Source organism: Pseudomonas sp. R4-35-07 (assembly GCF_003852235.1).
Classification (GTDB): domain Bacteria; phylum Pseudomonadota; class Gammaproteobacteria; order Pseudomonadales; family Pseudomonadaceae; genus Aquipseudomonas.
Genome location: NZ_CP027732.1, coordinates 1161556 through 1186086, shown reverse-complemented (window position 1 = coordinate 1186086; position 24531 = coordinate 1161556). Strand labels below are relative to the sequence as shown.

26 protein-coding genes are annotated in these 24531 nt (G+C 61.6%); 13 read left to right on the top strand and 13 right to left on the bottom strand.

Annotated features, from left to right (window positions below):
- Positions 1-35: 35 nt before the first annotated feature.
- From C4J89_RS05310 to rlmF, 4 genes are all read left to right on the top strand, one after another.
- Entirely contained in the window at positions 36-464 is a 429-nt protein-coding gene (locus C4J89_RS05310) for a DNA polymerase III subunit chi (RefSeq protein ID WP_124403185.1), read from the top strand.
- A gap of 7 nt (positions 465-471) precedes the next feature.
- Positions 472-846: a DNA polymerase III subunit chi gene (locus tag C4J89_RS05305; RefSeq protein WP_124361441.1), complete on the top strand. Its 375-nt coding sequence runs from the start codon at positions 472-474 to the stop codon at positions 844-846.
- A gap of 194 nt (positions 847-1040) precedes the next feature.
- Positions 1041-3887 (top strand): valine--tRNA ligase, encoded by a 2847-nt coding sequence (locus tag C4J89_RS05300; RefSeq protein WP_124413926.1) that lies wholly within the window; start codon positions 1041-1043, stop codon positions 3885-3887.
- Between the two features lie 213 nt (positions 3888-4100).
- Positions 4101-5120 carry a 23S rRNA (adenine(1618)-N(6))-methyltransferase RlmF gene (rlmF, locus tag C4J89_RS05295; protein ID WP_124413925.1) on the top strand — a complete coding sequence of 340 codons (1020 nt, stop codon included), beginning with the start codon at positions 4101-4103 and terminating at the stop codon, positions 5118-5120.
- Positions 5121-5182: 62 nt separating this feature from the next.
- Here rlmF and C4J89_RS05290 read toward each other — a convergent pair whose 3' ends face one another.
- A complete protein-coding gene (locus tag C4J89_RS05290; protein WP_003188840.1) occupies positions 5183-5464 on the bottom strand; it encodes an HU family DNA-binding protein in 282 nt (93 codons plus the stop codon).
- Between the two features lie 395 nt (positions 5465-5859).
- On the opposite strand from C4J89_RS05290, the gene yejK reads away from it, so the two are divergent.
- The gene (yejK, locus tag C4J89_RS05285; RefSeq protein WP_124361438.1) at positions 5860-6864 is read left to right on the top strand and encodes a nucleoid-associated protein YejK; all 1005 of its coding nucleotides are present in this window, start codon (positions 5860-5862) and stop codon (positions 6862-6864) included.
- Complete coding sequence (locus C4J89_RS05280; RefSeq protein WP_124361437.1) at positions 6864-7214, top strand: glutaredoxin family protein; 351 nt, start codon at positions 6864-6866, stop codon at positions 7212-7214. The genes yejK and C4J89_RS05280 overlap by 1 nt, the downstream gene beginning before the upstream one ends.
- 122 nt (positions 7215-7336) lie before the next feature.
- Here the strand turns inward: C4J89_RS05280 and C4J89_RS05275 are convergent, their stop codons facing one another.
- Genes C4J89_RS05275 through C4J89_RS05255 form a run of 5 tightly spaced genes read right to left on the bottom strand, consistent with a single transcriptional unit; the run spans position 7337 to position 11097 of the window.
- Positions 7337-8314 (bottom strand): FecR family protein, encoded by a 978-nt coding sequence (locus C4J89_RS05275; protein ID WP_124413924.1) that lies wholly within the window; start codon positions 8312-8314, stop codon positions 7337-7339.
- Positions 8311-8889 carry an RNA polymerase sigma factor gene (locus C4J89_RS05270; protein WP_124403180.1) on the bottom strand — a complete coding sequence of 193 codons (579 nt, stop codon included), beginning with the start codon at positions 8887-8889 and terminating at the stop codon, positions 8311-8313. Before C4J89_RS05270 ends, C4J89_RS05275 begins: the two co-directional genes overlap by 4 nt.
- Positions 8890-8896: 7 nt before the next feature.
- Positions 8897-9223 (bottom strand): DUF3325 domain-containing protein, encoded by a 327-nt coding sequence (locus C4J89_RS05265; protein ID WP_124413923.1) that lies wholly within the window; start codon positions 9221-9223, stop codon positions 8897-8899.
- Positions 9224-10798, bottom strand: a complete 1575-nt coding sequence (locus C4J89_RS05260) for a PepSY domain-containing protein (protein WP_124413922.1) — start codon at positions 10796-10798, stop codon at positions 9224-9226.
- On the bottom strand, positions 10795-11097 hold the full coding sequence (locus tag C4J89_RS05255) for a DUF3649 domain-containing protein (protein WP_124403177.1): 303 nt from the start codon (positions 11095-11097) through the stop codon (positions 10795-10797). Before C4J89_RS05255 ends, C4J89_RS05260 begins: the two co-directional genes overlap by 4 nt.
- 169 nt (positions 11098-11266) lie before the next feature.
- Between C4J89_RS05255 and C4J89_RS05250 the strand changes: the two genes are divergently transcribed.
- The 3 genes from C4J89_RS05250 to fecA all read left to right on the top strand — a co-directional run bounded on the left by C4J89_RS05250 (position 11267) and on the right by fecA (position 15121).
- Complete coding sequence (locus C4J89_RS05250; protein WP_124361431.1) at positions 11267-11755, top strand: sigma-70 family RNA polymerase sigma factor; 489 nt, start codon at positions 11267-11269, stop codon at positions 11753-11755.
- Entirely contained in the window at positions 11752-12693 is a 942-nt protein-coding gene (locus tag C4J89_RS05245) for a FecR domain-containing protein (protein WP_124413921.1), read from the top strand. The genes C4J89_RS05250 and C4J89_RS05245 overlap by 4 nt, the downstream gene beginning before the upstream one ends.
- 91 nt (positions 12694-12784) lie before the next feature.
- Complete coding sequence (gene fecA, locus C4J89_RS05240; RefSeq protein WP_124413920.1) at positions 12785-15121, top strand: TonB-dependent Fe(3+) dicitrate receptor FecA; 2337 nt, start codon at positions 12785-12787, stop codon at positions 15119-15121.
- Between the two features lie 159 nt (positions 15122-15280).
- Here fecA and C4J89_RS05235 read toward each other — a convergent pair whose 3' ends face one another.
- Positions 15281-16153, bottom strand: a complete 873-nt coding sequence (locus C4J89_RS05235) for a LysR family transcriptional regulator (protein WP_124413919.1) — start codon at positions 16151-16153, stop codon at positions 15281-15283.
- A gap of 104 nt (positions 16154-16257) precedes the next feature.
- Here C4J89_RS05235 and C4J89_RS05230 point away from each other — a divergent pair, with 104 nt between their 5' ends.
- Positions 16258-17769, top strand: coding sequence for an MFS transporter (locus tag C4J89_RS05230; protein WP_124413918.1), 1512 nt, complete (start codon positions 16258-16260; stop codon positions 17767-17769).
- Between the two features lie 56 nt (positions 17770-17825).
- Here the strand turns inward: C4J89_RS05230 and C4J89_RS05225 are convergent, their stop codons facing one another.
- Both C4J89_RS05225 and C4J89_RS05220 read right to left on the bottom strand, forming a co-directional pair.
- Positions 17826-18236, bottom strand: a complete 411-nt coding sequence (locus tag C4J89_RS05225) for an HPF/RaiA family ribosome-associated protein (protein WP_016978251.1) — start codon at positions 18234-18236, stop codon at positions 17826-17828.
- Positions 18237-18449: 213 nt separating this feature from the next.
- Positions 18450-19397: a LysR substrate-binding domain-containing protein gene (locus C4J89_RS05220; RefSeq protein WP_124413917.1), complete on the bottom strand. Its 948-nt coding sequence runs from the start codon at positions 19395-19397 to the stop codon at positions 18450-18452.
- Between the two features lie 137 nt (positions 19398-19534).
- Here C4J89_RS05220 and C4J89_RS05215 point away from each other — a divergent pair, with 137 nt between their 5' ends.
- Both C4J89_RS05215 and C4J89_RS05210 read left to right on the top strand, forming a co-directional pair.
- Positions 19535-20911, top strand: a complete 1377-nt coding sequence (locus tag C4J89_RS05215) for an L-serine ammonia-lyase (RefSeq protein WP_124413916.1) — start codon at positions 19535-19537, stop codon at positions 20909-20911.
- Between the two features lie 327 nt (positions 20912-21238).
- Positions 21239-21556 carry a DUF3509 domain-containing protein gene (locus tag C4J89_RS05210; protein ID WP_124369737.1) on the top strand — a complete coding sequence of 106 codons (318 nt, stop codon included), beginning with the start codon at positions 21239-21241 and terminating at the stop codon, positions 21554-21556.
- On the opposite strand, the gene C4J89_RS05205 is transcribed toward C4J89_RS05210, so the two are convergent.
- The 3 genes from C4J89_RS05205 to C4J89_RS05195 all read right to left on the bottom strand — a co-directional run bounded on the left by C4J89_RS05205 (position 21553) and on the right by C4J89_RS05195 (position 22851).
- Positions 21553-22041, bottom strand: a complete 489-nt coding sequence (locus tag C4J89_RS05205; RefSeq protein ID WP_057724703.1) for a phosphate-starvation-inducible protein PsiE — start codon at positions 22039-22041, stop codon at positions 21553-21555. The two genes, C4J89_RS05210 and C4J89_RS05205, sit on opposite strands and share 4 nt — an antisense overlap.
- 120 nt (positions 22042-22161) lie before the next feature.
- Positions 22162-22344 (bottom strand): antitoxin, encoded by a 183-nt coding sequence (locus tag C4J89_RS05200; protein ID WP_124413915.1) that lies wholly within the window; start codon positions 22342-22344, stop codon positions 22162-22164.
- Positions 22345-22524: 180 nt separating this feature from the next.
- A complete protein-coding gene (locus C4J89_RS05195) occupies positions 22525-22851 on the bottom strand; it encodes a DUF6124 family protein (protein WP_256681778.1) in 327 nt (108 codons plus the stop codon).
- A 209-nt stretch (positions 22852-23060) separates the two neighbouring features.
- Here C4J89_RS05195 and C4J89_RS05190 point away from each other — a divergent pair, with 209 nt between their 5' ends.
- On the top strand, positions 23061-23321 hold the full coding sequence (locus C4J89_RS05190; protein ID WP_003171979.1) for a YebG family protein: 261 nt from the start codon (positions 23061-23063) through the stop codon (positions 23319-23321).
- Between the two features lie 54 nt (positions 23322-23375).
- Here the strand turns inward: C4J89_RS05190 and C4J89_RS05185 are convergent, their stop codons facing one another.
- Positions 23376-24395: a Glu/Leu/Phe/Val dehydrogenase dimerization domain-containing protein gene (locus C4J89_RS05185; RefSeq protein WP_124413914.1), complete on the bottom strand. Its 1020-nt coding sequence runs from the start codon at positions 24393-24395 to the stop codon at positions 23376-23378.
- Positions 24396-24531 lie beyond the last annotated feature (136 nt).

The window sequence follows — 24531 nt, the reverse complement described above, 5'->3', positions numbered from 1 at the left end:
CCTACAGAACTGCCGGGCCAGCACCAGGAACCGCAATGACCCAAGTCGATTTCTACATCCTACCCAGCGCCGATCCTTCAGCGCGGCTGGACTTTGCCTGCAAGCTCACCGAAAAAGCCTGGCGCATGGGCCATCGCATCTATCTGCATTGCAGCGATGCCGCCCAACGCGAGGACCTCGATGCCCGCCTCTGGCGCTTCAAGGGCGAAAGCTTCGTGCCCCACGGCCCCGCTGAATCCGAACCCGACGGCTTGGTAGTCCTGGGCCTGGGGGACAGTTGCGGCGATCACCAAGACCTGCTGGTCAACCTCGACCTGAAAGTGCCGGCCTTCGCCAAGGCATTCGCCCGTGTGGCGGAAGTGGTGGTGGAGGACCCGGCTATTCGTCAGGCCGCGCGGGAGAGTTTCCGTTTCTATCGCGAACAGGGCTATTCTCTGCAGGATCACCGGCTACAACGACTTTGAGTACATGATGGACACGCCCAACCCGATGAAAAAAGACGACCACTTGCTGGACGACCTCGAGTCGATCCGTCAGTTGCTCGGTGATGATGACCTGCAACCGCCGCTGTTGACCGAATCGGTCGAGGCCGGGGTACAGATTCCACTGTTGTCCGACATGGTCGACAACCAGCCTGCTGCACCCAAGCCTGTGGCCGCGCCGCCCGCTCCCGCAACAGAAAAAGCGCCCGACGCATTGCTGCTGCACCTGGACAACGAACTGCGCGCCGCCGCGCAACTGATCATGCAAGACGTGATCGCCGATTTTGCCCCGCATATCGAAGCCGAGATCAAGCGGCGGATGGATGCGCGGATGGAGCGGTTGCTCAGCCAGTACCAGTCTTAAGCCACACAAAGATCCAATGTGGGAGGGGGCTTGCCCCCGATAGCTGAGTGTCAGTCAGTGATGTTGTGACTGATCCACCGCTATCGGGGGCAAGCCCCCTCCCACATTTGCTGTACGCCAACTCGCCCTCCTCGCCCTGCCCCGTTATACTTGCCGGCTTTCCTGAATAAATGCCAACTAGGGTCCCGCCGCGCATGGATAAGACCTATCAGCCCCACGCTATCGAAACTTCCTGGTACAACACCTGGGAGTCCGAGAACTATTTCGCCCCACAAGGTGCGGGCGACTCGTACACCATCATGATCCCACCGCCGAATGTCACTGGCAGCCTGCACATGGGCCATGGCTTCAACAATGCGATCATGGATGCGTTGATCCGTTTCCGCCGCATGCAAGGCCGTAACACGCTGTGGCAGCCGGGCACCGACCACGCCGGCATCGCCACCCAGATGCTGGTGGAACGCCAACTGGAAGCCACCGGCCAAAGCCGTCACGACCTGGGCCGCGAGAAATTCCTGGAGAAAATCTGGGAATGGAAAGACCAGTCCGGCGGCAATATCAGCCGTCAGATCCGTCGCCTGGGTTCGTCAGTAGACTGGAGCCGCGAGCGTTTCACCATGGACGACGGCCTGTCAGAAGCGGTGAAGGAAGCCTTCGTGCGCTTGCATGAAGACGGCCTTATCTACCGCGGCAAGCGCCTGGTCAACTGGGACACCAAGTTGCACACGGCGATTTCCGACCTCGAAGTGGAAAACCACGACGAGAAAGGCTTCCTGTGGAACCTCAAGTATCCGCTGGCTGACGGCGCCAAGACCGCTGAAGGCAACGCTTACCTGATCGTCGCCACCACCCGTCCGGAAACCATGCTCGGCGACGCCGCTGTCGCGGTTAACCCGAACGACGCGCGCTACCAGGCGCTGATCGGCAAGTTCGTCGAGTTGCCACTGGTTGGCCGCCGCATCCCGATCATCGCGGACGACTACTGCGACCCTGAATTCGGCACCGGCTGTGTGAAAATCACCCCGGCCCACGATTTCAACGACTACGAAGTCGGCAAGCGCCACAACCTGCCGCTGCTCAATATCTTCGACAAGAACGCCGCCGTATTGCCGGCCTGCCAGGTATTCAACCTGGACGGTACGCTGAACGAGAGCATCGACGGCAAGATCCCGGCCGAATACGCCGGACTAGACCGTTTTGAAGCGCGCAAGCAGATCGTTGCCGCCTTCGACGCCGCCGGTTTGCTGGTGAGCGTGGACGACCACGGCCTGAAAGTGCCCAAGGGCGACCGTTCCGGCACGGTGATCGAGCCGTGGTTGACCGACCAGTGGTACGTGTCCACCAAGCCGCTGGCCGAGCCTGCGATTGCCGCCGTTGAAGACGGTCGCATCCAGTTCGTGCCCAAACAGTACGAGAACATGTACTTCTCGTGGATGCGCGACATCCAGGATTGGTGCATCAGCCGTCAGCTGTGGTGGGGCCACCGCATTCCGGCCTGGTACGACGAGTCGGGCAAGGTCTACGTAGGCCGCGACGAAGCCGAAGTGCGTGCCAAGCACCACCTCGGCGCCGACATCGCGCTGCAACAAGACAACGACGTACTGGACACCTGGTTCAGCTCCGGCCTGTGGACCTTCTCCACCCTCGGCTGGCCGCAACAGACCGAATTCCTGAAGAAATTCCACTCCACCGACGTGCTGGTCACCGGCTTCGACATCATTTTCTTCTGGGTTGCCCGGATGATCATGCTGACCATGCATTTGGTGAAGAACGAAGACGGCACCCCACAGGTACCGTTCAAGACCGTGTATGTGCACGGCCTGGTGCGTGATGGCCAGGGCCAGAAGATGTCCAAGTCCAAGGGCAACGTCCTGGACCCCTTGGACATCATCGACGGCATCGACCTGGAAACCCTGGTGCAGAAACGCACCTCGGGCCTGATGCAGCCCAAGCTGGCGAAAAAGATCGAAAAGCAGACCCGCGACGAGTTCGCCGACGGCATTGCCAGCTACGGCACCGACGCCCTGCGCTTCACGTTCTGCTCGCTGGCGTCCACCGGTCGCGACATCAAGTTCGACATGGGCCGCGTCGAAGGCTATCGCAACTTCTGCAACAAGATCTGGAACGCCGCGCGCTACGTACTGGATAAAGGCGAAGACTGCGGGCAGAACGGCGAAGCCTATGAGCTGAGCCTGGCTGACCGCTGGATCATCTCGCAACTGCAACGCACCGAAGCCGAAGTGACCCGCCAACTCGATCAGTTCCGTTTCGACCTGGCCGCACAAGCCTTGTACGAGTTCATCTGGAACCAGTATTGCGACTGGTACCTGGAACTGTCCAAGCCAGTGCTGTGGGACGAAAACGCGCCGCTCGAGCGCCAGCGCGGCACCCGTCGCACCCTGGTGCGCGTACTGGAAGTGGCATTGCGCCTGGCGCATCCGTTCATGCCGTTCATCACCGAAGAAATCTGGCAGCGCCTGGCGCCGCTGGCCGGTATCGAAGGCAAGACCATCATGCTGCAACCTTGGCCTGTGGCCAACGAAGCACGTATCGATGAGGCCGCCGAAAGCGATATCGAATGGCTCAAGACCCTGATGCTCGGCACGCGCAACATCCGCGCCGAGATGAATATCGGTCCGGGCAAGCCGCTGGCGGTGTTCGTGAAGAACGCCAGCGCCGAAGATCAGCGTCGTCTCACTGAGAACGATGCGCTGCTCAAGAAGCTGGCGAAACTGGAGTCAATCACCGTCTTGGCCGACGGCGCAGAAGCACCGCTGTCCGCCACTGCGCTGGTCGGCGACATGGAAGTGCTGGTGCCGATGGCCGGCGTGATCGACAAGGGCGCGGAACTGGCCCGACTCGACAAGGAAATCGCCCGCCTGCAAGGCGAAGTGCAGCGAGTGGGCGGCAAGCTGTCCAACGCGGCCTTCGTCGACAAGGCCCCGGCGGAAGTGATCGACAAAGAACGCGCCAAACTGGCCGAGGCTGAACAGGCCTTGGGCAAGCTGGCGGAGCAACATGCGCGGATTTCCAGCCTGTAAGGGCCAAACCGTGTGAAAAAAAGAGACCTTCGGGTCTCTTTTTTTGTGCATGCGGTCATTGTGGGAGGGGGCTTGCCCCCGATGGCGGTGGGTCAGCTGCCTATAAACTGGCTGATCCACCGCTATCGGGAGCAAGCCCCCTCCCACATTTGCCCGAGTTGGGCTCAGGATGTGTGACAATGCCCATCACTTTGAGCCAACACCAGAATCATCATGACCGCCCCCACTACGCCAAAACCTCCACGCAAGAAGCCTAAAACCGCAGCCACGGCCAAACCCGTCGCGCCGCGCAAAGAGGCTACCCTGCACCCGCGCAACCGCCACACCGGCCGTTACGACTTCCCGGCGCTGATCAAGACCACGCCGGAACTGGCGCAATTTGTGATCATCAACCCCTACGGCAAGGAAAGCATCGACTTCGCCAACCCGGACGCGGTGCGGGTATTCAACCGGGCGCTGCTCAAGGCTTTCTATGGCATCCAGCACTGGGACATCCCGGCCGATTACCTATGCCCGCCGGTGCCGGGGCGTGCCGACTACGTGCACTGCCTGGCCGACCTGCTGGCCAGCGTCAACGACGGCAAGATTCCGCGCGGCTCCATCGTCAAGGTGCTGGACATCGGCATGGGCGCCAATTGCGTCTACCCGCTGATTGGCTATATGGAGTACCGCTGGAACTTCCTGGGCTCGGAGGTCGATCCTATCGCCGTGGCCGCCGCCAAGGCCATCGTGCAGTCCAACGACCTGAACAAAGTCATCCAGCTGCGCCTGCAACCCAATCCCAAGCACATCCTGCTGGGCCTGCTGGAGCCTGCCGAGCGCTTTGACCTGACCATGTGCAACCCGCCGTTCCATGCCTCGATGGATGAAGCGACCAAGGGCAGCGAGCGTAAATGGCGCGCCTTGGGTAAAGCCGATCCCAAGCGCAAGTTGCCGGTGTTGAACTTCGGCGGCCAATCGGCCGAGCTGTGGTGCGAGGGCGGTGAAGCGCGTTTCGTCACGCAATTGATCGCTGAAAGTGCGCACTTTGCCCACAAGGTGTTGTGGTTCAGCACCCTGGTGTCAAAAGCGTCAAACCTGCCGGCGATCGAGACCGCGCTGAAAAAAGCCGGCGTGTTGGAAAGCCAGGTGGTGGAAATGTCCCAGGGGCAGAAGCAAAGCCGGTTCGTCGCCTGGACCTTCCAGACCAAGAACGAACAGCAGCTCTGGCGCCAGCGCTGGGTTCGCGACTGATATCGCAGGCAACAAAAAACCGTGCCCGGATCGCTCCGGTGCACGGTTTTTTTTACTGCGTCTTACTTGTTAACAGCGTCGGTCAGGCCTTTGGCCACAACCAGCTTGATAACTTTCTTGGCAGCGATTTCGATGGCAGCGCCAGTCGAAGGGTTACGGCCAGTACGGGCAGGACGCTCGGTCACTTTCAGCTTGCCAACGCCTGGCAGAGTGATTTCGCCGCCATTTTCCAGCTGATCAGCAACAACCTGGCTCAGTTGGTCCAGCAGAGCGCGCACGGTAGTTTTCGGTGCGTCTACTGCTTCAGCCAGGTCGGCGATCAGTTGGTCTTTAGTAATAGCCATTGTGGTGTTCCTTCCCTATCAAATTCATATGGATTGCAGAGTGCAGTGTCAGCCGTCGAGCCCGACCTTCTTGGCCTGGCACCCCGGCTATAACCTCGGAGAACGGGGTTATAGATGCTTGAAACGGGGATTGGTTCGACCTGACAAATGCTGAATGCACGCTTAACGCCGAGACTTGGCGTAAGACCGGGCAAAACTAGCACAGAGACGGGGAAATATCCGCCTCAACATACCCATTTGGTCAGCTTTATCGCTCTAAACCGTGAAAAAAAGGCATATACCCGGTCGGACAACGTCCAAAACGCCCTTCCAGGCGCGTCTTGACCAATGGGTGCGGTACACTGGGCAACTTTTTGGGGAGGCTCACCGCTCCCCTTCAACCAGCCGAGAAGCCTATGCCGATCCGTCATTGCATCGTCCACCTGATCGACAAAAAACCCGACGGCACACCCGCAGTTCTGCATGCCCGTGACTCGGAGCTGTCCGAATCCGCCGCCATCGAGAACATGCTCGCCGACCTCAACGAGAGCTACAACGCCAAACAAGGCAAGGCCTGGGGTTTCTTCCATGCCGAGTCCGGCGCGCACCCGTTCAGCGGCTGGTTGAAGGACTACTTTGACGGCGGCCAGGATTTCACCGCTTTCAGCCGTACGGCTGTGGAGCATCTGCAGAAGCTGATGGAAGAGTCCAACCTGTCCACTGGCGGCCATGTATTGTTTGCCCACTACCAGCAAGGCATGACCGACTACCTGGCCATCGCCCTGCTGCACCACAGCGAAGGCGTCGCGGTGACCGATGAGCTGGACGTGACCCCCTCGCGCCATCTGGACCTCGGCCAACTGCACCTGGCGGCGCGGATCAACGTCTCCGAGTGGCAGAACAACAAGCAGTCCAAGCAATACATCTCCTTTATCAAAGGCAAGAACGGCAAGAAGGTCTCGGAGTATTTCCGCGACTTTATCGGCTGCCAGGAAGGTGTCGACGGCCCGGGCGAAACCCGCACCCTGCTCAAGGCGTTCAGCGACTTCGTTGAAAGTGAAGACCTGCCGGACGAATCGGCCCGCGAGAAAACCAAGACCCTGGTGGATTACGCCAGCAGCCAGGCCAAGCTCGGCGAGCCCATGGGCCTGGAAGAACTGTCCGGTTTGATCGATGAAGATCGGCCCAAGGCGTTCTACGACCACATTCGCAACAAGGACTACGGCCTGTCGCCGGAGATCCCTGCCGACAAACGCACCCTCAACCAGTTCCGCCGTTTCACCGGCCGCGCCGAAGGCTTGTCCATCAGCTTTGAAGCGCATCTGCTGGGCGACAAGATCGAGTACGACGAGGCCGCCGGCACCTTGATCATCAAGGGCCTGCCGACCCAACTGACCGATCAGCTCAAGCGCCGTAACTGATGCTTGGCGGCGTGCTCAAGAAAGTCCTGCTGGTGCTGCTGGTGGTCGTGGTGATTCAGAACTGGGGCAAGATCGAGCGGCTGTTCAACCCCTCGCAAGCGGTTTCGGAGCAGGTACGCGCCTCGGCGCGCGTGGTGCTCTATGCCACCGAGTGGTGCGGCTACTGCAAGCAGATCCGGCGTTTCCTGGACCAGAAAGGCATTCCTTACCAGGCGTTCGATATCGAGAAGGACGCCCAGGCGCGCAAGGCGTATGAAGCATTGGGCGGGGGCGGGATTCCGTTTGTCGACGTCAATGGCACGTTGATCCGCGACTACAACCCGGATGCGATCATGGCCGCGTTGAAGTAACACCGCAGATCAAATGTGGGAGGGGGCTTGCCCCCGATAGCAGTCTGTCAGCTAGCCTATGGGTAGCTGACCCACCGCAATCGGGGGCAAGCCCCCTCCCACATTGGTTTTGTGGTGAGGGCTTAGCGCAACACAATCATCCGGCCCAGCACTGTGCTCTGCTCAAAGCCCAGCACCGCTTGCAGGGCATTGAGCACCGCTACCGGGTCCTTGCTTGGAAAGCTGCCGCTGACGCGCTTGGCGCCCATCTCGTCATTGAGCACCAGGATGCGGCCAGGATAATAGCGGGCCAAATCCTCGATCACCTCGGCCAGCGGCGCCTTGTAGTAATTGAGCCAGCCATCGCGCCAGGCCAGGCGTGCTTCGCTGTCTACCGCATGCAGCGGCTCGGCTACACCCTCGGCGTAGGCTACTTGCTGGCCCGCCGTCAGAATTTGCTGCGGCGCCTGTTTGGAGGGCGTCACTCCAACCCGGCCGGACAACACGGTCACCTGTGCCCCCGCCGGTTGCAGGCGCACTTCGAACTGCGTGCCCAGCACCCGCGTTTCTCCGCTGCCCGCCTCGACCATAAACGCCTGGCCGGTGTGGACAACGTGGAAAAACCCGGCCCCTCGGCGTAACTGGACATGCCGCTCGCCGTGGCTGAAATCCACGGCAATGGCGCTGTCGGCGTCGAGGGTAACCTGGGACTGATCGGCCAGGGTCACGGTCCGCACCTCCCCTGGCGCCGTCACGTAATCGGCGCCGAAGTCATCCACCCAGCGCGACGGTTGCCAACCGGCGCCCATCGCCACCATCAACAACACACAGGCGGCCGTGGCCAAGGCGCCAGACCAGCGCAACGTGCGCGAGCGCGTGGAACGGTTCATCGCATTGAGGTAGCCCTGCAACGCCTGCGCGTCTTCGTCGGCCAACGCGCGTGCCGGGACTTCGCTCAACTCCCACAGCACCTGGGCCTGGGCATAGGCTTGGACATGGGCGGGGTCGGCCCGCAGCCATTGGCTGAAGCTGGCCTGATCGCCACTGCTGGGCTGGTCGTGCAGCAGGCTCAGCCAGGCGAGCGCGGCCTGTTCCTGGGCGGGCGTGGGCGTCACGTTCACGGTGCTTTTCCTGGCGTGCGTGGGGGCGACGGTTCGCTCAGGCTCGCCTTGCAGGCTTGGAGGGCACGCATCATGTGTTTTTCCACAGCGCTTTGGGACACGCCCATCGCCTTGGCGATTTGCGCATATTTGCGGCCGTGGATGCGGTTGAGCAGGAAAATCTGGCGGGTGCGCTCGGGCAAACTGCGCAAGGCGGCTTCGACATGGCGCAAATCATTGCCCGCTTCGAGTGCCGCCTGGGGTTCGCAGCCCTGGTTGCCCTGCTGTTCCGGCAGCCAGCCTTCATTACTGCGCACGCGGGCGCCTTCGCTGCGCAAATGGTCGATGGCAATATTGCTGGCGCAGCGCAGCAGGTAGGTGCTGAGCTCTTCGACCTGCACCAGCGGGCGACGCCAGAAGCGCAGGAACAGGTCTTGCACCAGGTCCGCCGCCGTGGCGCGGCAACCGACACGGCGGCTGACCAGCGCCTCCATCTGCGAACGCTGGGACAGGAACACCTGCAGGAAATGCGCCCGCCCACCGGCGGCGTCCGGGTGCGAACGGTCTTGAGGCTTCGGCGCAGGGCTGATCATCATGGGCAACTCAGAACAGGCCGAACGCCGCGACCGGGCTGGCCAGCAGGCCGATGCCCGCGAGGCTCAACGCCAGCCGAGGCCGATACGGCAGCAACAGCACCAGCAGCAAGGCGCTGAGCATCAACACCGCGCACCACTCCACCAACCCCTGGCCCCAGCCCATGGCGCCCACCGCCGGCCAGGGCGACAGCGCCAGCAGCAACCAACCGGCCGCACGCAACCCCAGACGCCGTAAAGGCGAAGGCTTGCTGCGCAGCAACTCGCCGTGATGACGGTCGGTCGACAGGCACAGCGCGGTAAACCCGGCGTAGCACATGAGCAGCGCGAGCAGCATTCAGTTGGCCTCCTGTTTGAACGTCAATGCACCTGCGCGCGGCGCCTTGGGCTGCGTTGCCGTGCGGCGCTGCATCTTCCAGGCGGCCCAGCCCAGAAACAGGCCGCAGGCCAGGCACGTCAGGTCGAAGCCGGCCATGGCCCAGTCGCCACTCACCAGGGAAACGCCCAAATGGTGGGAGGTGGTCAGTGCATTGACCAACGGGATGACCACCAACAGCAGCGCCCCCACGCTCAATTGCTCGACCCACGCCGGGCGGCCGCGCCGCAACAGCGCGTGCAACAGGCTCAGGGCCCAGGCGATAAAGAACGCGCGCACTTCCCAGTCGGAACGCTCGGCGAAGCTCACCGGCAACAAACGGTTCGCCCAGAAGAACAGTGCGATGGCGATCACCAGGCCGGACATGCTGGCGACATTCAGCACTTCCACCAGGCGCAGCTCAAATGGCATCACACCGGTTTTGGCGTGCTTGAGCTGGCGCTTGCCGAGCCAGATCACCAGCCCGGTACCGATCATCGCCGTGCCGGCCAGGCCACAGACAAAGTACAGCCAGCGCAACACCGGGCCGGCGAAATGGCCCATGTGCAAACCGTAGAAACCGCCGCCGATGACCGCCGGCAACGACGGCTCGCCACTGGCCCGCAACAGCTCGCCCGTGGCGCCGTTGAACGACAGGCTGCTGCCGAAATCCTGCACCACGCTGTCGGACCCGGCGCGGAACACAGTCACCGAGGCGTTGACGTCACTCGGATTATTCACCGCCAAGCGTCCGACATGCCCTCCCGCCCACTGTTGTTGCGCCTGCTGGTACATCGGCCACAACGCCAGCAAGGTGCCCGGCTGGCCGAGCGCCGGTGCATTATCGGCACTGGGGAACACCTCATTGAAGAACGCACGGCTGTCGTTGCCATACGAGGCCATGATCGGCGCCGGCATCACCATGTTCATGAAAATCACCAGGCTGCTGTAGGTGATCATCAGGTGAAACGGCAACACCAGCACGCCCACCGCGTTGTGCCCGTCCAGCCAGGAACGCTGGCCTTTGCGCGGGCGGAAGGTGAAGAAGTCCTTGAAGATTTTCTTGTGAGTGATGATGCCGGTGATCAGCGCGACAAACATCACCATGGCGGCGATGGTCGACAACCAGCGGCCCCACGGGTAAGGCATTTGCAGCTGGAAGTGGAAACGGTAGAAGAATTCGCCGCCCATGCTTTCACGGGCTTGCACCGCTTGGCCGCTGACCGGGTCGAGGATTTTTTGGGTGAAGTTGCCGCGCTTGCCGGGGTCGACCTTGTCTTGCCACATCACCGACAGGCCGGGGTCGCGGCGGGTGGGCAAGGTGATGAACCAGTGCGCGGCAGTGGGCGCCTGTTGCTGCAGATAGCGCTGCGCCACGGCGAGGCTGAGCGCGTCGTCCAATGGGTGGGCCTGCACTTCGGGCTGCATCCAGTGGGTTATTTCGTCCTTGAAATAAGCCAGGGTGCCGGTCAGGAAAATCGCGAACAGCAGCCAGCCGAAGATCAACCCCGCCCAGGTGTGCAGCCAGGCCATGGCTTGGCGAAAGCCTTCCTTCATGTGCGCGCCACCCAGAAACCGATGCCCGCCAGGGTGGCGAACAGCGCGCTCGGCAACATAACGCCCGCCCAGGCACGCCATGCCGTGCGACAGGCAAAACACCAGAGCACCGCCAGCAGGTAGAACACGAACGAACTCATCATGCCGGTGATCACCGCATCGGCGCGGGACGTGGGCAGCCACAGTGCGAGGCAGATAGCGGCCAGGGAGGCCATCAGATAACCGCCGACCACCGCCGCCAGCACCCGGGAGGTGACGGCAAGGCGATAGGACGCGGGCAGTGGGGTTTTGCTGTTCATGCGACAGGCGCCAAGTTCATCAGCGCGCAATATTAATGATAAATATTCTCATAAGCAAAAGAGAACGGATGAATCACCGGCTTCGCGGATTGCCGAACCTCGTCCCCGCCCCTACAATGCGAACAATTCTTGTTCTCTAAAGCATGCCGATGCTGATGGAGTGATCCCGTTGCCACCGTCCAACGCTGTCGAAGTTCTGTACAACGACCATCATCACTGGCTTACCGGCTGGTTGCGACGCAAGCTCGGCTGCCCGGAAAGCGCCGCCGACCTGGCCCAGGACACCTTCATCCGTGTACTCAGCGCACGGGAAGCGCCAACGCTGAACGAACCCCGCGCCTTTCTCACCACGGTTGCCAAGCGCGTGCTGTTCAACTTTTACCGTCGCCAGGACCTGGAACGCGCCTACCTCGATGCCTTGGCACAATTGCCGGAGCAGGTGACGCCGTCTGAGGAAGACCGCGCCATCATCCTGCAAACCCTGGTGGAGCTGGACCAATTGCTCGACGGCTTGCCGGTCCAGGTCAAACGCGCCTTCCTGCTGGCCCAGCTCGATGGCCTTACCTATGCGCAAATCGGTGCGCAGTTGGGCATTTCCATTGCCACGGTCAAACGCCATCTGCATAAAGCCGCCCTGCGCTGCTACTTCGCCCTATGAATATCTCGCCCCCCGTCGCCGAACAAGCCGTGCACTGGTTGCTGAAAATGCAGCAAGGCACGCTCGACCCGCGCCAACAGGCCGCCTGGCAGCAATGGCTGGATGCGCACAGCGAGCACCAGCGCGCGTGGGACCACATCCAGCGCGTCAACCAGCGCCTGCGCGGCGTGCCTTCGCCCCTGGCGCACGCGGCGTTGAATGCGCCGGCGTCCAACAGCCGGCGCCAGGCGCTGAAGCTGCTGTTGATTCTCGGCGCCGGTTCGGCGGCAGCCTGGAGCCTGCGCCAGCAGCGTATTCTGCCGCCGCTGACCGCCGACTACCGCAGCCCCGTCGGACAGCGCCGCAGCGTGCAGTTGGCCGACGGCAGCCAGTTGCAGCTCAACACCGGCAGCGCAGTGGATGTGCATGTCGATAGCCAGCAGCGACTGATCCGCCTGCTCGAAGGTGAAATCCTGCTGACCGCCCGCGCCGGTGCCACGCCGCTGCGCGTACTCACCAGCCAGGGTCTGCTCAGCAGCCAGGCGGCGCGCCTGAACGTGCGGCAGTTCAGTGACCATACTCAACTGGCGGTGCTCGACGGCCAGGTCGACGTGATGCCCAACCACTACAGCGGCCTGCCGCTGAGCGTCGAGGCTGCGCATCAGGTCAATTACACCCGCAAAGGCTGGGACAGTCCTCGCCCCGCTGACGCCAACAGCGGTGCCTGGGCAGACGGCATGCTGGTGGCTGCGCATATGCGCCTGGAGGATTTCCTCGGCGAACTGGGGCGCTACCGTCGCGGCCAGCTCAATTGCGACCCGCAGGTGGCAGACCTGTTGCTGTCAGGCAGCTATCCACTGGATGACAGCGAACGCATCCTCGACCTGCTGGAAGTCAGCCTACCGGTCACCGTGCGACGCTTTACCCGCTACTGGGTGACGGTTCAGGCCCGCGCCTGAAATTATTCAGAAAAACAGTGAGCCGTTTTCCCGTCCTCGCGTGACAGAGAAGGAAAGCCACCTTGATCCTTCCTTCTCAGGACCGCCCTTCATGCCCCTGCAACCGACGCTTCTTGCCCGTACCCTGCGCCAATTCCTCCTCGGCGCCAGCCTCAGCCTGACCGCGCTGCCCCCAGTGATGGCGGCCGAAGCCAAGGCGTATCACATCGCACCGACGAGTCTGGAAGCGGCCCTGAACCAGTTCGGCCGTGAAGCCTCGGTGCTGGTGTCTTTCGGCTCCGAGGTCACCGCCGGCCTGCAAAGCCCGGGCTTGTCGGGCACCTACAGCACCGCCGAAGGCCTGAATAAACTGTTGGAAGGCAGTGGCCTGCAAGCTCGTGCCGAGGGCGACAACGCCTACAGCCTGCAACCGGCCAGCGCCCCGGTTACCCTCGAACTGCAGACCTCCAACGTGGTCGGCGACTGGCTCGGCGATGCAGCGCAGACCAACGTGTTCGAACACCCTGGCGCGCGCGATGTGATCCGCCGCGAAGCCTTCGAACGCCAGGGCGCGACCCAGGCCCGCGACGTACTCAACCGCATTCCCGGCGTCAACGCCCCGGACAACAACGGCACCGGCAGCCATGACATGGCGCTGAACTTCGGTATTCGCGGGCTCAACCCACGTCTGGCGTCGCGCTCCACGGTGTTGATGGACGGCATTCCCGTGCCCTTCGCACCGTATGGCCAGCCGCAACTGTCATTCGCACCGATCAGCATGGGCAACATGGACGCGGTCGACGTGGTCCGCGGCGGCGGCGCGGTGCGCTACGGCCCGCAAAACGTCGGCGGCATCGTCAACTTCGTGACCCGTGCGATCCCGGATGCGCCCACCGTCAAAGGCGGCCTGCAAACCGAAACCAGCCCGTCCTCCAGCCACGACGGCTTCAAAACCACCGGCAACCTGCTGGCCGGTGGCACCGCCGACAATGGCCTGGGCGGCGCGCTCCTGTACTCCGGCACCCGTGGCGGCGACTGGCGCGAAAACAGTGACACGCGCATCGACGACTTGATCCTCAAGGGCAAATACCAACTGGACGACGCCAACAGCTTCAACGCCATGGCGCAGTACTACGAAGGCCAGGCCGATATGCCCGGCGGCTTGAACGTCAAGGACTACAAGGCTGACCCGTACCAGTCGACCCGCCCCTACGATAAGTTCTGGGGACGCCGTACGCTGTTCAACTTGGGCTACCGCTACGAGCAGGACCGCCGTGAGTTCACGGTCAACAGCTTCTTCACCAAGACCCTGCGCAGCGGTTACCTCGACCAGGGAAACTTCCTCTCGCTGTCACCGCGCGAGTACTGGGTACGCGGCCTGGAAACCCGCTTCGCCCAAGGCTTCGACCTCGGCCCCACCACACACGAAGTCGGCGTCGGCTACCGCTACATCAATGAAGCCGGCCACGAGCTGCGCTACCGCACGCCGATTGCGGCCAACCAGCAAATCCCGACCACCGACAGCCGCAACGACCGCGACACGCGCGGCGGCACCGAGGCCAACGCGTTCTTCATCGACGACCGCATCGATATCGGCAAGTGGACCCTCACGCCGGGCATTCGCTACGAGATGATCAAGTCCCAGCAGACCAACAACCTGAGCAACGTCAACTACAAAGGCGACTACAACACTGCGCTGCCGGCGTTGAACGTGCTCTACCACCTCACCGATGACTGGAACCTCTACGCCAACACTGAAGGCTCGTTCGGCAGCGTGCAGTACAGCCAGATGCCCAACCGCGTGAGCAGCGGCGAAGTGAAACCGGAAAAAGCCCGCACCTGGGAGCTCGGTACGCGCTATGACAACGGCAGCCTGCGCGCGGAGATCGGTGCGTTCCTGATCAATTTCGACAACCAGTACGACAGCAACCAGACCAATGACACCGTGATCGCACGCGGTGAAACGCGGCACCAGGGCATCGAGTCGAGCATCAACTATGCCCTCGACGGCTTGAATCCTGTGCTGGCCGGCTTCGATGTGTACGCCACCTATGCGTATGTCGACGCGACCATCCGCGAAGACGGCCCGAACAAAGGCAACCGCGTGCCCTTCTCGTCCCGGCACAAAGGCACCCTCGGCGTGGGTTACACCGAAGGCCCGTGGAAGCTCAACCTGGACAGCAGCTACCAGAGCAGCCAATTCGCTGACAACGCCAACACCCAGGCCGAAAGCGCCGACGGCGCGAATGGACGCATCCCCGGCTACATGCTGTTCAGCAGCCGCGCAGCGTATGACTTCGGCCCCCAACTGTCGGACTTGAACGTGGCGGTCGGCGTGAAGAATATCTTCAACAAGCAGTACTACACGCGCTCGTTCGACGATAACAACAAGGGCAAGTACGTGGGTGAACCGCGCACGGTGTATGTGCAGACGTCTATCGCGTTCTAACGGCATGCCTTCAATTTGCAGGCCATAACACATCCAAATGTGGGAGGGGGCTTGCCCCCGATGGCGGTGGGTCAGTTAAAAATATACTGACTGACACTCCGCTATCGGGAGCAAGCCCCCTCCCACATTTGAGCCGCGGTGTGTTCGGGATTTCGGGTTCTAACTACCCGCCAGGCAACTGGGGGTGGCCGCGACCAGCGCATCGATGGCGCATCGGGTCTTGGCCGGCATGTGCGGTGCCGTCGGCCAGATCACATGGATGGGGGCCGGCTGTTCGCGGAAATCGGCCAGCACCGCCGCCAGTTGCCCGCGCAGCGCATAGTGGGCGATCAACCAACTCGGCAACCAGGCCAGGCCGACGCCTGCGATGGCCGCATCGGCCACGGCCTGGAGGTCGTCCAGCACCAAGGGCGTGACCAACCGCGAGCGATGGGCGCTGTTGCTGCGGTAAGCAATACCACGATGAGCCGACAAGTCTTCGATACAGGCGATGGGCCCCCTGCGCTGCAAATACACGGGCGACGCCGCCAAGCCCATGACCTGCTCGCCCAGGCGCCGCGCACTCAAGCGGTCGGTATCCGGCAGCGGGCCGATGCGCACGGCGATATCGAAGCCTTCCTGCACCAGATCGGTCATGCGGTCGGAGAAACTGATCTCGATCTCCAATTGTGGATAGCGGTCCATCAAGCCCCACAACGCAGGCGCGGCATAGTGGTGACCAAACGCCAGCGGCAAACTCGCCCGCAAGCGCCCGCGTGGCTGGTGACGGCCGCTTTCCAGCACCGACTCGGCCGCCTCCAGCTCTGCCAGCGCGCGTAGACAGTGTTCGTAGTACGCCTGCCCATCCTCGGTCAGACGCTGGCGGCGCGTAGAGCGTTGCAACAGGCAAGTGCCCAGCCGCGCTTCCAACCGCGCCAGGCCCTTGCCCACTGCCGAACGGGTGAGATTCAGGCGCTCGGCGGCTGCGCTCAGGCTGCCGCTCTCGACGATCTGCACGAACAGTTCGACGCCATCGAAACGTGGGGTGGTCATACTAATTTGTCGCCCTGCATTCCCTTATCCTTGGAAAAATCATCGCAAATGAAGAATCAAATTCCCGAGAGAATAATCCCTCCCACTCTCGAAAGGAACATCCCATGCCACCCGTCGCCACGCTATCGGCCCTCAGCCCACCGCATGTCGCCAGAAACGGCCTGGCGCTCACCGCCGTGTGCCTTGTGGCCCTGATGTTCGGCCTGGAAATCTCCAGCGTGCCGGTCATCCTGCCCACCCTGGAACGCGAACTGGGCACGGGGTTTCAAGATGCCCAATGGATCATGAATGCCTACACCCTGGCCTGCACCAGCGTGCTGATGGCGGCGGGCACCCTGGCCGATCGCTTTGGCCGTCGACGCATGCTGGTGCTGTGCCTGTGGGTCTTCGGTCTGGCCTCGCTGGCCTGCGGCTTGGCCAACGACGCATCGACGCTGATCGTGGCGCGTTTCCTCCAGGGCATCGGCGCCGGCGCGATGATGATCTGCCAGTTCGCGATACTGTCGCACTTGTTTCGGGAACCGGCGGCACGCGCCCGGGCATTTGCGATCTGGGGCGTGATTGCCGGAGTGGGCCTGGGGTTCGGGCCGATGGTCGGTGCGCTGATCCTGGCAGTCGCGGACTGGCGCTGGGTATTTCTCGCGCATGTGCCGCTCACCCTGTTCACCTTGGTGCTGTTGCGCATCAGCGTGCAGGAATCCCGCGACCCGGCCAGCCATCGCCTCGATATCGCCGGCATGCTGACCTTGACGCTGGCGGTGTTCGCCCTGGTGTACTTCATCACCCAAGGCACCGAGCACGGCTTCGCCACACCGGGCATGCTCGGCTGGGCGGGTTTGGCGCTGGTGGCGTTGCTGCTGTTCATCGTGGTTGAAAAGCGCAGCGCCCATCCGATGTTCGATTTTTCGGTGTTGCGCATCAAGCGCTTCACCGGTGCACTGATGGGCTCGATCGGCATGAACTTCAGCTTCTGGCCGTTCATGATCTACCTGCCGCTGTATTTCCAGGCGGGCCTGGGCTACGACACCCTGACCACCGGCGGCGCCCTGCTCGCCTACACCTTGCCCACCTTGCTGGTGCCGCCGCTGGCCGAGCGCCTGGCCCTGCGCTACGGTGCCGAACGCATCATCCCCGTGGGCCTGGCGACGATGGGTGCGGGGTTTCTGGCAATGGCCGCCGCCAATGGCGCCGCGCAGCCAAGCACGCTGCTGGTGCTGCTCAGTTGCGTGATCGCCGGCATCGGCCTGGCGCTGACCAACTCGCCCACCACCAACACCACCACAGGCGCCGTCTCGGCTGATCGCGCGGGCATGGCCTCGGGTATCGACTTCAGCGCACGGCTGATCACCCTGGCGCTCAACATCGCGTTGATGGGCTTGGTGCTGTTGCTGGGGATTGGTCATTACCTGGCCGAGGTCATGCCGCCAAGCACGGCAATAGATTGGCCGGCCCTCAGCCAGCACATCGCGGCGGGCAAGCTGGACGCGCCGGGGTTGGTGTTCGACGAGACCCGGGCGGCGCTGCGCAACGGCGCCGGCTGGGCCATGCTCTTTGCAGGGTTGGGTGCTTGCGGGCTGGCGATGCTTAGCGGGTATTTCTTCAAACAGCGCCGTTGAACGAAAAACGGGCCTGCATGCGCAGGCCCGTTTTCAATGGGGAGTGAAAAAAACCATCAGCCGTTGAATACGGCCCGTTCTTTTTCCAGAAACTCCTGTTCAAGCTCATCTTCATTGACTTTGGTGGTCGGCTGGTTTTTACCGGCAGCGCGGGGCTTGCCTTGCAGTTTGCCGAACAGATGCTCCAGCGCGTGGTCGAGCTTGGTGGCCGCGCCATCGATCGCTTGTTCCAGCGTATCGGCCTTGTGCAGCACCGAAAGCGGTTGGTGCCCTTTTGGCCGGGCCTCCAGGCGGCAGCTTAAATCGTGGGGACCGGGCTTGTCGCCGTTCTCATCCCGCAGGTAGACCTCGACACGGGTCAGGTCTTCTTCATAACGTTCGAGCGTGCTCTCAATGGTAGTACGTACCCACTCCTCCAGTCGGATGCTGCTTTCAATATGGTTATCGCTATTGACTTGGATTTGCATAGTTCTTCCCTTATTTCAGCTAGCTCGCCAGAGATCACAAACTGCAACACCGGGGTGGTGAAACCATGACCTCCTGATTACACAATTGAGCACTCGCTGAAACAATTCAACCCCTTTGCAAAGATAAATCCTACATTACAAATTAACCCTGACGACAAGCAAAAACGCTGTTAGGGTGGGGAGTTAGTTACATCTTCTTACCCCTGAATATCCTCACAATTGCCCCGCTCCCATTGGGTGCAGTGCCCGGAAAATCCCCGCCTCCTCCACCAGCCAATCATGCACCGCACGCACGCCCGGATGGTTCAATGCGCCTGGCGCATACAGCAGCACGTAGCGTTTGTGGTTGGGCACGGCCAGGCCGAACGGCACGATCAGGCTGCCGCGTTCCAGTTCATCGTTGAGCAGAGTGCGCCGCGCGATCGCGACGCCCATACCGGCAATGGCGGCTTCGATGGTCAGGTGGTTGCGGTTGAAGGTGTGCCCGCGGCGTACATCGGCGTCCTGGTAACCAATGGCATTCAGGTAAAACTCCCACTCGGCATACTCATAACTCCCACGCCAGGCGGTGATGTCGTGCAACAGCGGGAAATGCACCAGGTCCGCCGGCCCATGCAGCGGCGGGCGCCCGCGTAGCAGGCTGGGGGCGCAGACCGGAAAGATCTGTTCGTCCAGCAGCGCTGTGGATAAAAGGCCTGGGTAGCTACCGTCGTTCAGGTCGATGGCCAGGTCGAAGTCGCCCTCGTGCAGGGCGATGCTGCTGTCTTCGGCGACCAGGCGCAGTTGAATGTCTGGAAAGCGCTGCTGCAAGCGTGGCAGACGCGGGGTCAGCCACTTGCCAAGAAACGACGGGATCGAACGCAGGCGCAAGGTGCCGCTGATCATCCCAGCGTCCAGACGCTGTAATTCGGCGTCAATGCTGCCGTAGGCCTCGCCCACCACCGCCGCCAGGCGCTGCCCTTCGGCGCTGAGCTCCACGCCCCTGGCCCGGCGATGAAACAGTCGAAAGCCCAGGCGCTCCTCCAACTGGCGAATCTGCTGGCTCACCGCCCCCGGCGTGATGTGCAGTTCTTCGGCGCAACGGGTGAACGACAAATGCCGTGCAGCGCATGAAAACACATGCAGCCAGACATACGTCTGGCCATGAAGGGGGCGGGTCATAGTGTTTAGTCCTGCTAAAGAGTGTCTTAGGATAATTCGTTGGTCAGTGCCGATCCAGAGGCTCAGTATCGCGTCAATTCCGCCTGCTCTACAAAACATGGCAGCGATTTCTACTCCATTGCTTGTAAGGCTTTAGCATGGCTATCAGTGTTTTCGATCTATTCAAGGTGGGCATTGGCCCGTCCAGCTCCCATACCGTCGGCCCGATGCGCGCTGCGGCGACCTTTGCCCAGGCATTGACCGACCAACGGTTGCTCAGTGAAACCCGCCGCGTCGAAGTGCGTTTATACGGTTCGCTGTCAGCTACCGGCGTCGGCCACGCCACCGACCGCGCCTGTGTGATGGGCTTGATGGGCGAATGGCCGGATCGCATCGACCCCACCTCGATCAACGCACGCATCCAGCAACTGCGCGAGTCCGGCCAACTGCTTCTCGCCGGCCAGCAGAACATTGCCTTCGACTGGCACACCGACCTGCTGCTGCTCGACGAAAGCCTGCCCTACCACCCCAACGCCATGTCCCTGCACGCCTATGGCGACAGCGGCCTGCTAAGCGAGCAAACCTATTATTCGGTGGGCGGTGGTTTCATCATCGAAGCTGCCGAAGCCGCATCGGGCATTGCGCCGACCAGCGATGTGCAATTGCCCTACGACTTTTCCAGCGCCGTCGAGCTGTTGGCCTTGTGCAACCAGCACGGCCTGCGGGTTTCGCAGTTGATGATGGCCAACGAACGGGCGTGGCGCAGCGACGCAGACATCCGCAGCGGCCTTCTGCATATCTGGTCGGTGATGCGCGAGTGCGTGGAACAAGGCCTGCGCGATGAAGGCATTCTGCCCGGCGGCCTGGATGTACCGCGTCGCGCTGCGAAATTGCACCGCAGCCTGTTGGAAACCGGCAAGCCCAACGTGATCACTTCGACCTTATCAGCCATGGAGTGGGTCAACCTGTTCGCCCTCGCCGTCAACGAAGAAAACGCCGCTGGCGGACGCATGGTCACCGCACCGACCAATGGCGCGGCGGGGATTATCCCGGCGGTGCTGCATTACTACATGAAGTTCAACGCCGACGCGTCCGATGACGACGTCGTCAATTTCTTTCTGGCTGCCGCTGCCGTCGGCATCCTCTGCAAGAAGAACGCCTCGATCTCCGGTGCCGAAGTCGGCTGCCAGGGCGAAGTCGGCTCGGCCTGCGCCATGGCCGCCGCCGGGCTGGCCGAGATCCTCGGCGCTACACCTGAGCAACTGGAAAACGCCGCCGAAATCGGCCTGGAACACAACCTCGGCCTGACCTGCGACCCGGTTGGCGGCCTCGTGCAGGTGCCCTGCATCGAGCGCAACGCCATCGCGGCGGTCAAAGCGATCAATGCCACCCAAATGGCCCTGCGCGGCGACGGCAAGCACTTTATTTCCCTCGACCGGGTGATCCGCACCATGCGCGATACCGGCGCCGACATGCATGACAAATACAAAGAAACGTCACGGGGCGGCCTGGCGGTCAGCTGGGTGGAGTGCTGACCGGGATGACTGCGCCGTCAGCGGTCGTTTTTTGCGTACTGCCCTGAAACAGATCACCGTTTCCAGGCACAACCTGTATCAAATGTGGGAGGGGGGCTTGCCCCCGATAGCGGTGTGTCAGCCAATAAATGCTCGGCTGGAAGACCGCTATCGGGGGCGAGCCCCCTCCCATATGGGGTTGCTGATCGTCTGGCAGAGCCCTGTACGGCACGGCCCTTGCTGTAGAGCTTGTGAGGAAAACGGACTTTGGCCGGTGGTCAGGCAACGCGAACTATTCCCGACACCGGTCGTCAATGACTGCATGTTCTTATCAGGCGGTAACGCACCATGGACAACCCTTTTCAGATCATCACCGACACCTTCAGCCCCCAATACCGCGTCAACCTGAGCATCCAGCGGCTGGACGGCAGCATCATGCTCACCCTCTCCGATGACAGCGGCGTAGTGGCCAAACGCATGATCAGCGCCGAACAACGCAACGACCCGCAACGGCTCAAGCGCCTTGTGCAGAGCATCCAGTTCGGCATCGCCATCGAGCAGGGTCACAGCGCCATGGAAATCCTCGCGGTGATGACCGATGGCGACAATCACAAGCTCTTGCAGCCACCGCCCACCCGTAACCTGCCGTTCAGCGTCGGGCTTTAAAGCTCGCCCTTCTCGGTTTCCAGGCTCGCCTCGCCCTTGCGACGCGGGCCTTCGACCTTCACCGACGGAAAGGCCGACGACGCGTAGCGCACCACCAGAATCGCGAAGGCCAGCAGCAGAATCCCACCGCACAGGTAGATAATGCCCACGTCCGGCGGGTTGTGATGGGACACGTTGGAGATCAGCAGACGCGTCAGCGCGGTGATTGCCACGTAGATCAGGAAACGCACCGGCATGTGATTGGTCTTGAAATAAATCCCGACCATGGCGCCCAATTCCAGGTAGATGAACAGCAGCAAGATGTCATCGATCTTGATATGCCCGTTCTCCAGCATCCCCAGAAACTCCATCACCGCCGCCCAGGCAGTGACCGCTCCGATGGCGAACAGCGCCAGGTAGTGGAACGACTCCACAAACAGATTGCCCAGCGACTCGGCCAGCCCATGGACTTGCTGGCGCAGCTTTTCGGCCCAGTTGATTTTCACGATGATGTTTCCTTAGGTCGGCTCGACCGGATAATGCGGGATGGACGTGACGGTTGTTCTGCTTGCAGGAAAAAGGCCAGAGGCTGGGTAGTGAGATGGTGGCGGGCTGATATTAGGCACTTAATCGGCTTGATGAAGTGAAAGCTTCGACTCAATGAGTGCGTTCATCTCGCTCATGACTTCTTCATGAGAAATGCCTGGGCATGGGTCATCCAAGGCTTTTTGCACCCTGGCTCGAAACCATTGGTCGTAGGCCGAATCGTCATCCCAGCTTTGAGGGCTTTCAAAAGACTCATTTTTCATATGAATGCCTCTTGTGTGGCGAGGGAGCTTGCTTCCGCTGGAGTGCGAAGCGCCCCCCACAGACTGTCACTGGGATTTTTTCTGAAAGCACACCTTTGCCTGAATTGGGTTGCTACGCAGCCCAGCGCGAGCAAGCTCGCTCGCCACGTTCAACGCATTTGGCAAAGGTGTCGTAGGGGCTCAGACGGGTGCGACGTGTTCCAGCGCTCGGTCGACTAACAAGCCTCCCAGCTCCACCAGTTGGTGAATCCCCAATACCAAGCTTCGCTGAGGACCTTCAAGGTCGAAGGCCAGCGTGTTGGCCATTTCACGGGCGCTACGCAAGGTTTCGCTCGCGTTAGCCAGCAAGGCCTCTGTGTCAATGTTGGGCGTCACATTGAAAAGCGTGACAGGCGGCTCTGGATTCAAGGGATCGGTATTGAGTGAGGTATTTTTTTCCACGGTACGGCTCCAAAAGTAAACACACAGGTTTTCCTTTCCTTTAATCGAGCCGCCAAGCTCGGCCATGCGAATGCACGACCCGTGAAAGGTAAGTCACCGTAGGATTACTCAGCAACCTCAGCGTGCTGTGTGAAATTTCCGGTGTAGCAAACCCCCATTTCCCAACTACATTAAAAACCTACTATCCAAACCCCCGCGTTTGGCTTATGCTTTTCGCTGTATATAAATACAGTAGTCGCAAAAGACAACTATCGTGAAGGCATGTGAGGTGGTGAATGGCCGTCGAAGTGGTATACCGCAGCAGCCGAGATCTGGAGCGTTTGTTCATGGATAAAGCCGAAGCTGACCGTCATGACAAGATGCTTGAACTCGCTGAGTTGCTGGCAGAAGTGTTGCAAAAAGCCGTGCCGTCTTTGAGCGAGCAGCAGGTGGAGGAAGCCGGGATCTACATGGCGAAGAACCGCGATGTATTTGCCAAGGCGTTCAAGAGCCAACCGGACGCGTTGTCCGAGTTGCTGAACGCGGCGGCGGAATAAAGCCCGAATTGAACAGGCCCTGAATCATGGATTCAGGGCCTTTTTAATGCCTGGTCATTGGTACAGCAGGCGCTCGGCGAGTTCGTCCGCGACCCGTGCCGGGGAGCGTTTTTCGGCTTGGGCATGGGCGTAGACTTCGGTCAGGCGCTTGCCGATGTTGGACAGGTGCGCGGTGATGCTCGCCAGCTCGGCGCCGCTGTGTTTGAGCGCGACGTAGATCAGGCCGCCGGAATTGATTACGTAGTCCGGGGCGTAGAGGATGCCGCGCCCTTCCAGTTGGTCGGCCACTTGCAGGTTGGTCAACTGCGCGCTGGCGGAGCCGGCCACAGCGGCGCAGCGCAGTTGGCCGACGCTCTGGCGATTGAACACCGCACCCAGGCCGCAAGGCGCGAGGATGTCGCAGGGCGTGCTGAGCAAAGCGTCGTTGGCGATGGGGTGGGCACCCAATTGCTCCATGGCCAGTTGCACCTTGCCGTGGTCGATGTCGCTGACCAGCAGTTCGGCGCCCGCCGCGTGCAGTTGTTCGGCCAGGGCGTAACCGACATTGCCCAGGCCCTGCACCGCCACGCGCAGGCCTTCGAGGTTGTCGCTGCCCAGGCGGGCCATGGCGGTGGCGCGGATGCCGGTGAACACCCCCATGGCCGCATGCGGTGCAGGGTCGCCGGCGGCCGTGGTGCTGGTGACGAACCGGGTGTGTTGGGCGATGCAATCCATGTCGGCGACCGAGGTGCCGCTGTCGATGGCGGTAATGTAGCGCCCGCTGAGTTGTTCCACGCAGCGACCGAAGGCTTCGAACAGGCTGGCGCGGCTCTCCACATGGGCGGGGCGCAGGATCACCGCCGTGCCGCCGCCCACCGACAAGCCCGCCAAAGCGGCCTTGTAGCTCATGCCTTGAGCCAGGCGTGCGGCATCCGCCATGGCACTTTCATCATCGGGGTAGGCAAGATAGCGGCAGCCGCCCAAGGCCGGGCCCAAGCGACTGTTATGAATGGCGATGATCGCCTTCAGCCCGCTCACCGGGTCGACGCTCAGGTGCAGCGATTCCAGGCGGGTGCTGTGCATGAGCGCAAACATCGTCGTGCTCCCGAATCACTTCTGGTAGTGGCCCAAGTATAGGCTGACAACAGCAAACTGCTCGATTGCACTGGAATAAGCGTCCCCGTTTCGTGGGACCCGCGGCATAAGAGCGTGGGATATTTACTTAAGATGC

What these genes read in the sequence shown, in the direction of transcription:
- C4J89_RS05300 (WP_124413926.1), top strand. Translation starts at nt 1,041, where the DNA reads ATGGATAAGACCTATCAGCCCCACGCTATCGAAACTTCCTGGTACAAC.
- fecA (WP_124413920.1), top strand. Translation starts at nt 12,785, where the DNA reads ATGCCCCTGCAACCGACGCTTCTTGCCCGTACCCTGCGCCAATTCCTC.
- C4J89_RS05270 (WP_124403180.1), bottom strand. Translation starts at nt 8,889, where the DNA reads ATGATGATCAGCCCTGCGCCGAAGCCTCAAGACCGTTCGCACCCGGAC.
- C4J89_RS05185 (WP_124413914.1), bottom strand. Translation starts at nt 24,395, where the DNA reads ATGTTTGCGCTCATGCACAGCACCCGCCTGGAATCGCTGCACCTGAGC.
- C4J89_RS05245 (WP_124413921.1), top strand. Translation starts at nt 11,752, where the DNA reads ATGAATATCTCGCCCCCCGTCGCCGAACAAGCCGTGCACTGGTTGCTG.
- C4J89_RS05190 (WP_003171979.1), top strand. Translation starts at nt 23,061, where the DNA reads ATGGCCGTCGAAGTGGTATACCGCAGCAGCCGAGATCTGGAGCGTTTG.
- C4J89_RS05230 (WP_124413918.1), top strand. Translation starts at nt 16,258, where the DNA reads ATGCCACCCGTCGCCACGCTATCGGCCCTCAGCCCACCGCATGTCGCC.
- C4J89_RS05255 (WP_124403177.1), bottom strand. Translation starts at nt 11,097, where the DNA reads ATGAACAGCAAAACCCCACTGCCCGCGTCCTATCGCCTTGCCGTCACC.
- C4J89_RS05310 (WP_124403185.1), top strand. Translation starts at nt 36, where the DNA reads ATGACCCAAGTCGATTTCTACATCCTACCCAGCGCCGATCCTTCAGCG.
- C4J89_RS05280 (WP_124361437.1), top strand. Translation starts at nt 6,864, where the DNA reads ATGCTTGGCGGCGTGCTCAAGAAAGTCCTGCTGGTGCTGCTGGTGGTC.
- yejK (WP_124361438.1), top strand. Translation starts at nt 5,860, where the DNA reads ATGCCGATCCGTCATTGCATCGTCCACCTGATCGACAAAAAACCCGAC.
- C4J89_RS05210 (WP_124369737.1), top strand. Translation starts at nt 21,239, where the DNA reads ATGGACAACCCTTTTCAGATCATCACCGACACCTTCAGCCCCCAATAC.
- C4J89_RS05235 (WP_124413919.1), bottom strand. Translation starts at nt 16,153, where the DNA reads ATGACCACCCCACGTTTCGATGGCGTCGAACTGTTCGTGCAGATCGTC.
- C4J89_RS05260 (WP_124413922.1), bottom strand. Translation starts at nt 10,798, where the DNA reads ATGAAGGAAGGCTTTCGCCAAGCCATGGCCTGGCTGCACACCTGGGCG.
- C4J89_RS05265 (WP_124413923.1), bottom strand. Translation starts at nt 9,223, where the DNA reads ATGCTGCTCGCGCTGCTCATGTGCTACGCCGGGTTTACCGCGCTGTGC.
- rlmF (WP_124413925.1), top strand. Translation starts at nt 4,101, where the DNA reads ATGACCGCCCCCACTACGCCAAAACCTCCACGCAAGAAGCCTAAAACC.
- C4J89_RS05215 (WP_124413916.1), top strand. Translation starts at nt 19,535, where the DNA reads ATGGCTATCAGTGTTTTCGATCTATTCAAGGTGGGCATTGGCCCGTCC.
- C4J89_RS05305 (WP_124361441.1), top strand. Translation starts at nt 472, where the DNA reads ATGGACACGCCCAACCCGATGAAAAAAGACGACCACTTGCTGGACGAC.
- C4J89_RS05290 (WP_003188840.1), bottom strand. Translation starts at nt 5,464, where the DNA reads ATGGCTATTACTAAAGACCAACTGATCGCCGACCTGGCTGAAGCAGTA.
- C4J89_RS05220 (WP_124413917.1), bottom strand. Translation starts at nt 19,397, where the DNA reads ATGACCCGCCCCCTTCATGGCCAGACGTATGTCTGGCTGCATGTGTTT.
- C4J89_RS05200 (WP_124413915.1), bottom strand. Translation starts at nt 22,344, where the DNA reads ATGAAAAATGAGTCTTTTGAAAGCCCTCAAAGCTGGGATGACGATTCG.
- C4J89_RS05195 (WP_256681778.1), bottom strand. Translation starts at nt 22,851, where the DNA reads ATGGCCGAGCTTGGCGGCTCGATTAAAGGAAAGGAAAACCTGTGTGTT.
- C4J89_RS05225 (WP_016978251.1), bottom strand. Translation starts at nt 18,236, where the DNA reads ATGCAAATCCAAGTCAATAGCGATAACCATATTGAAAGCAGCATCCGA.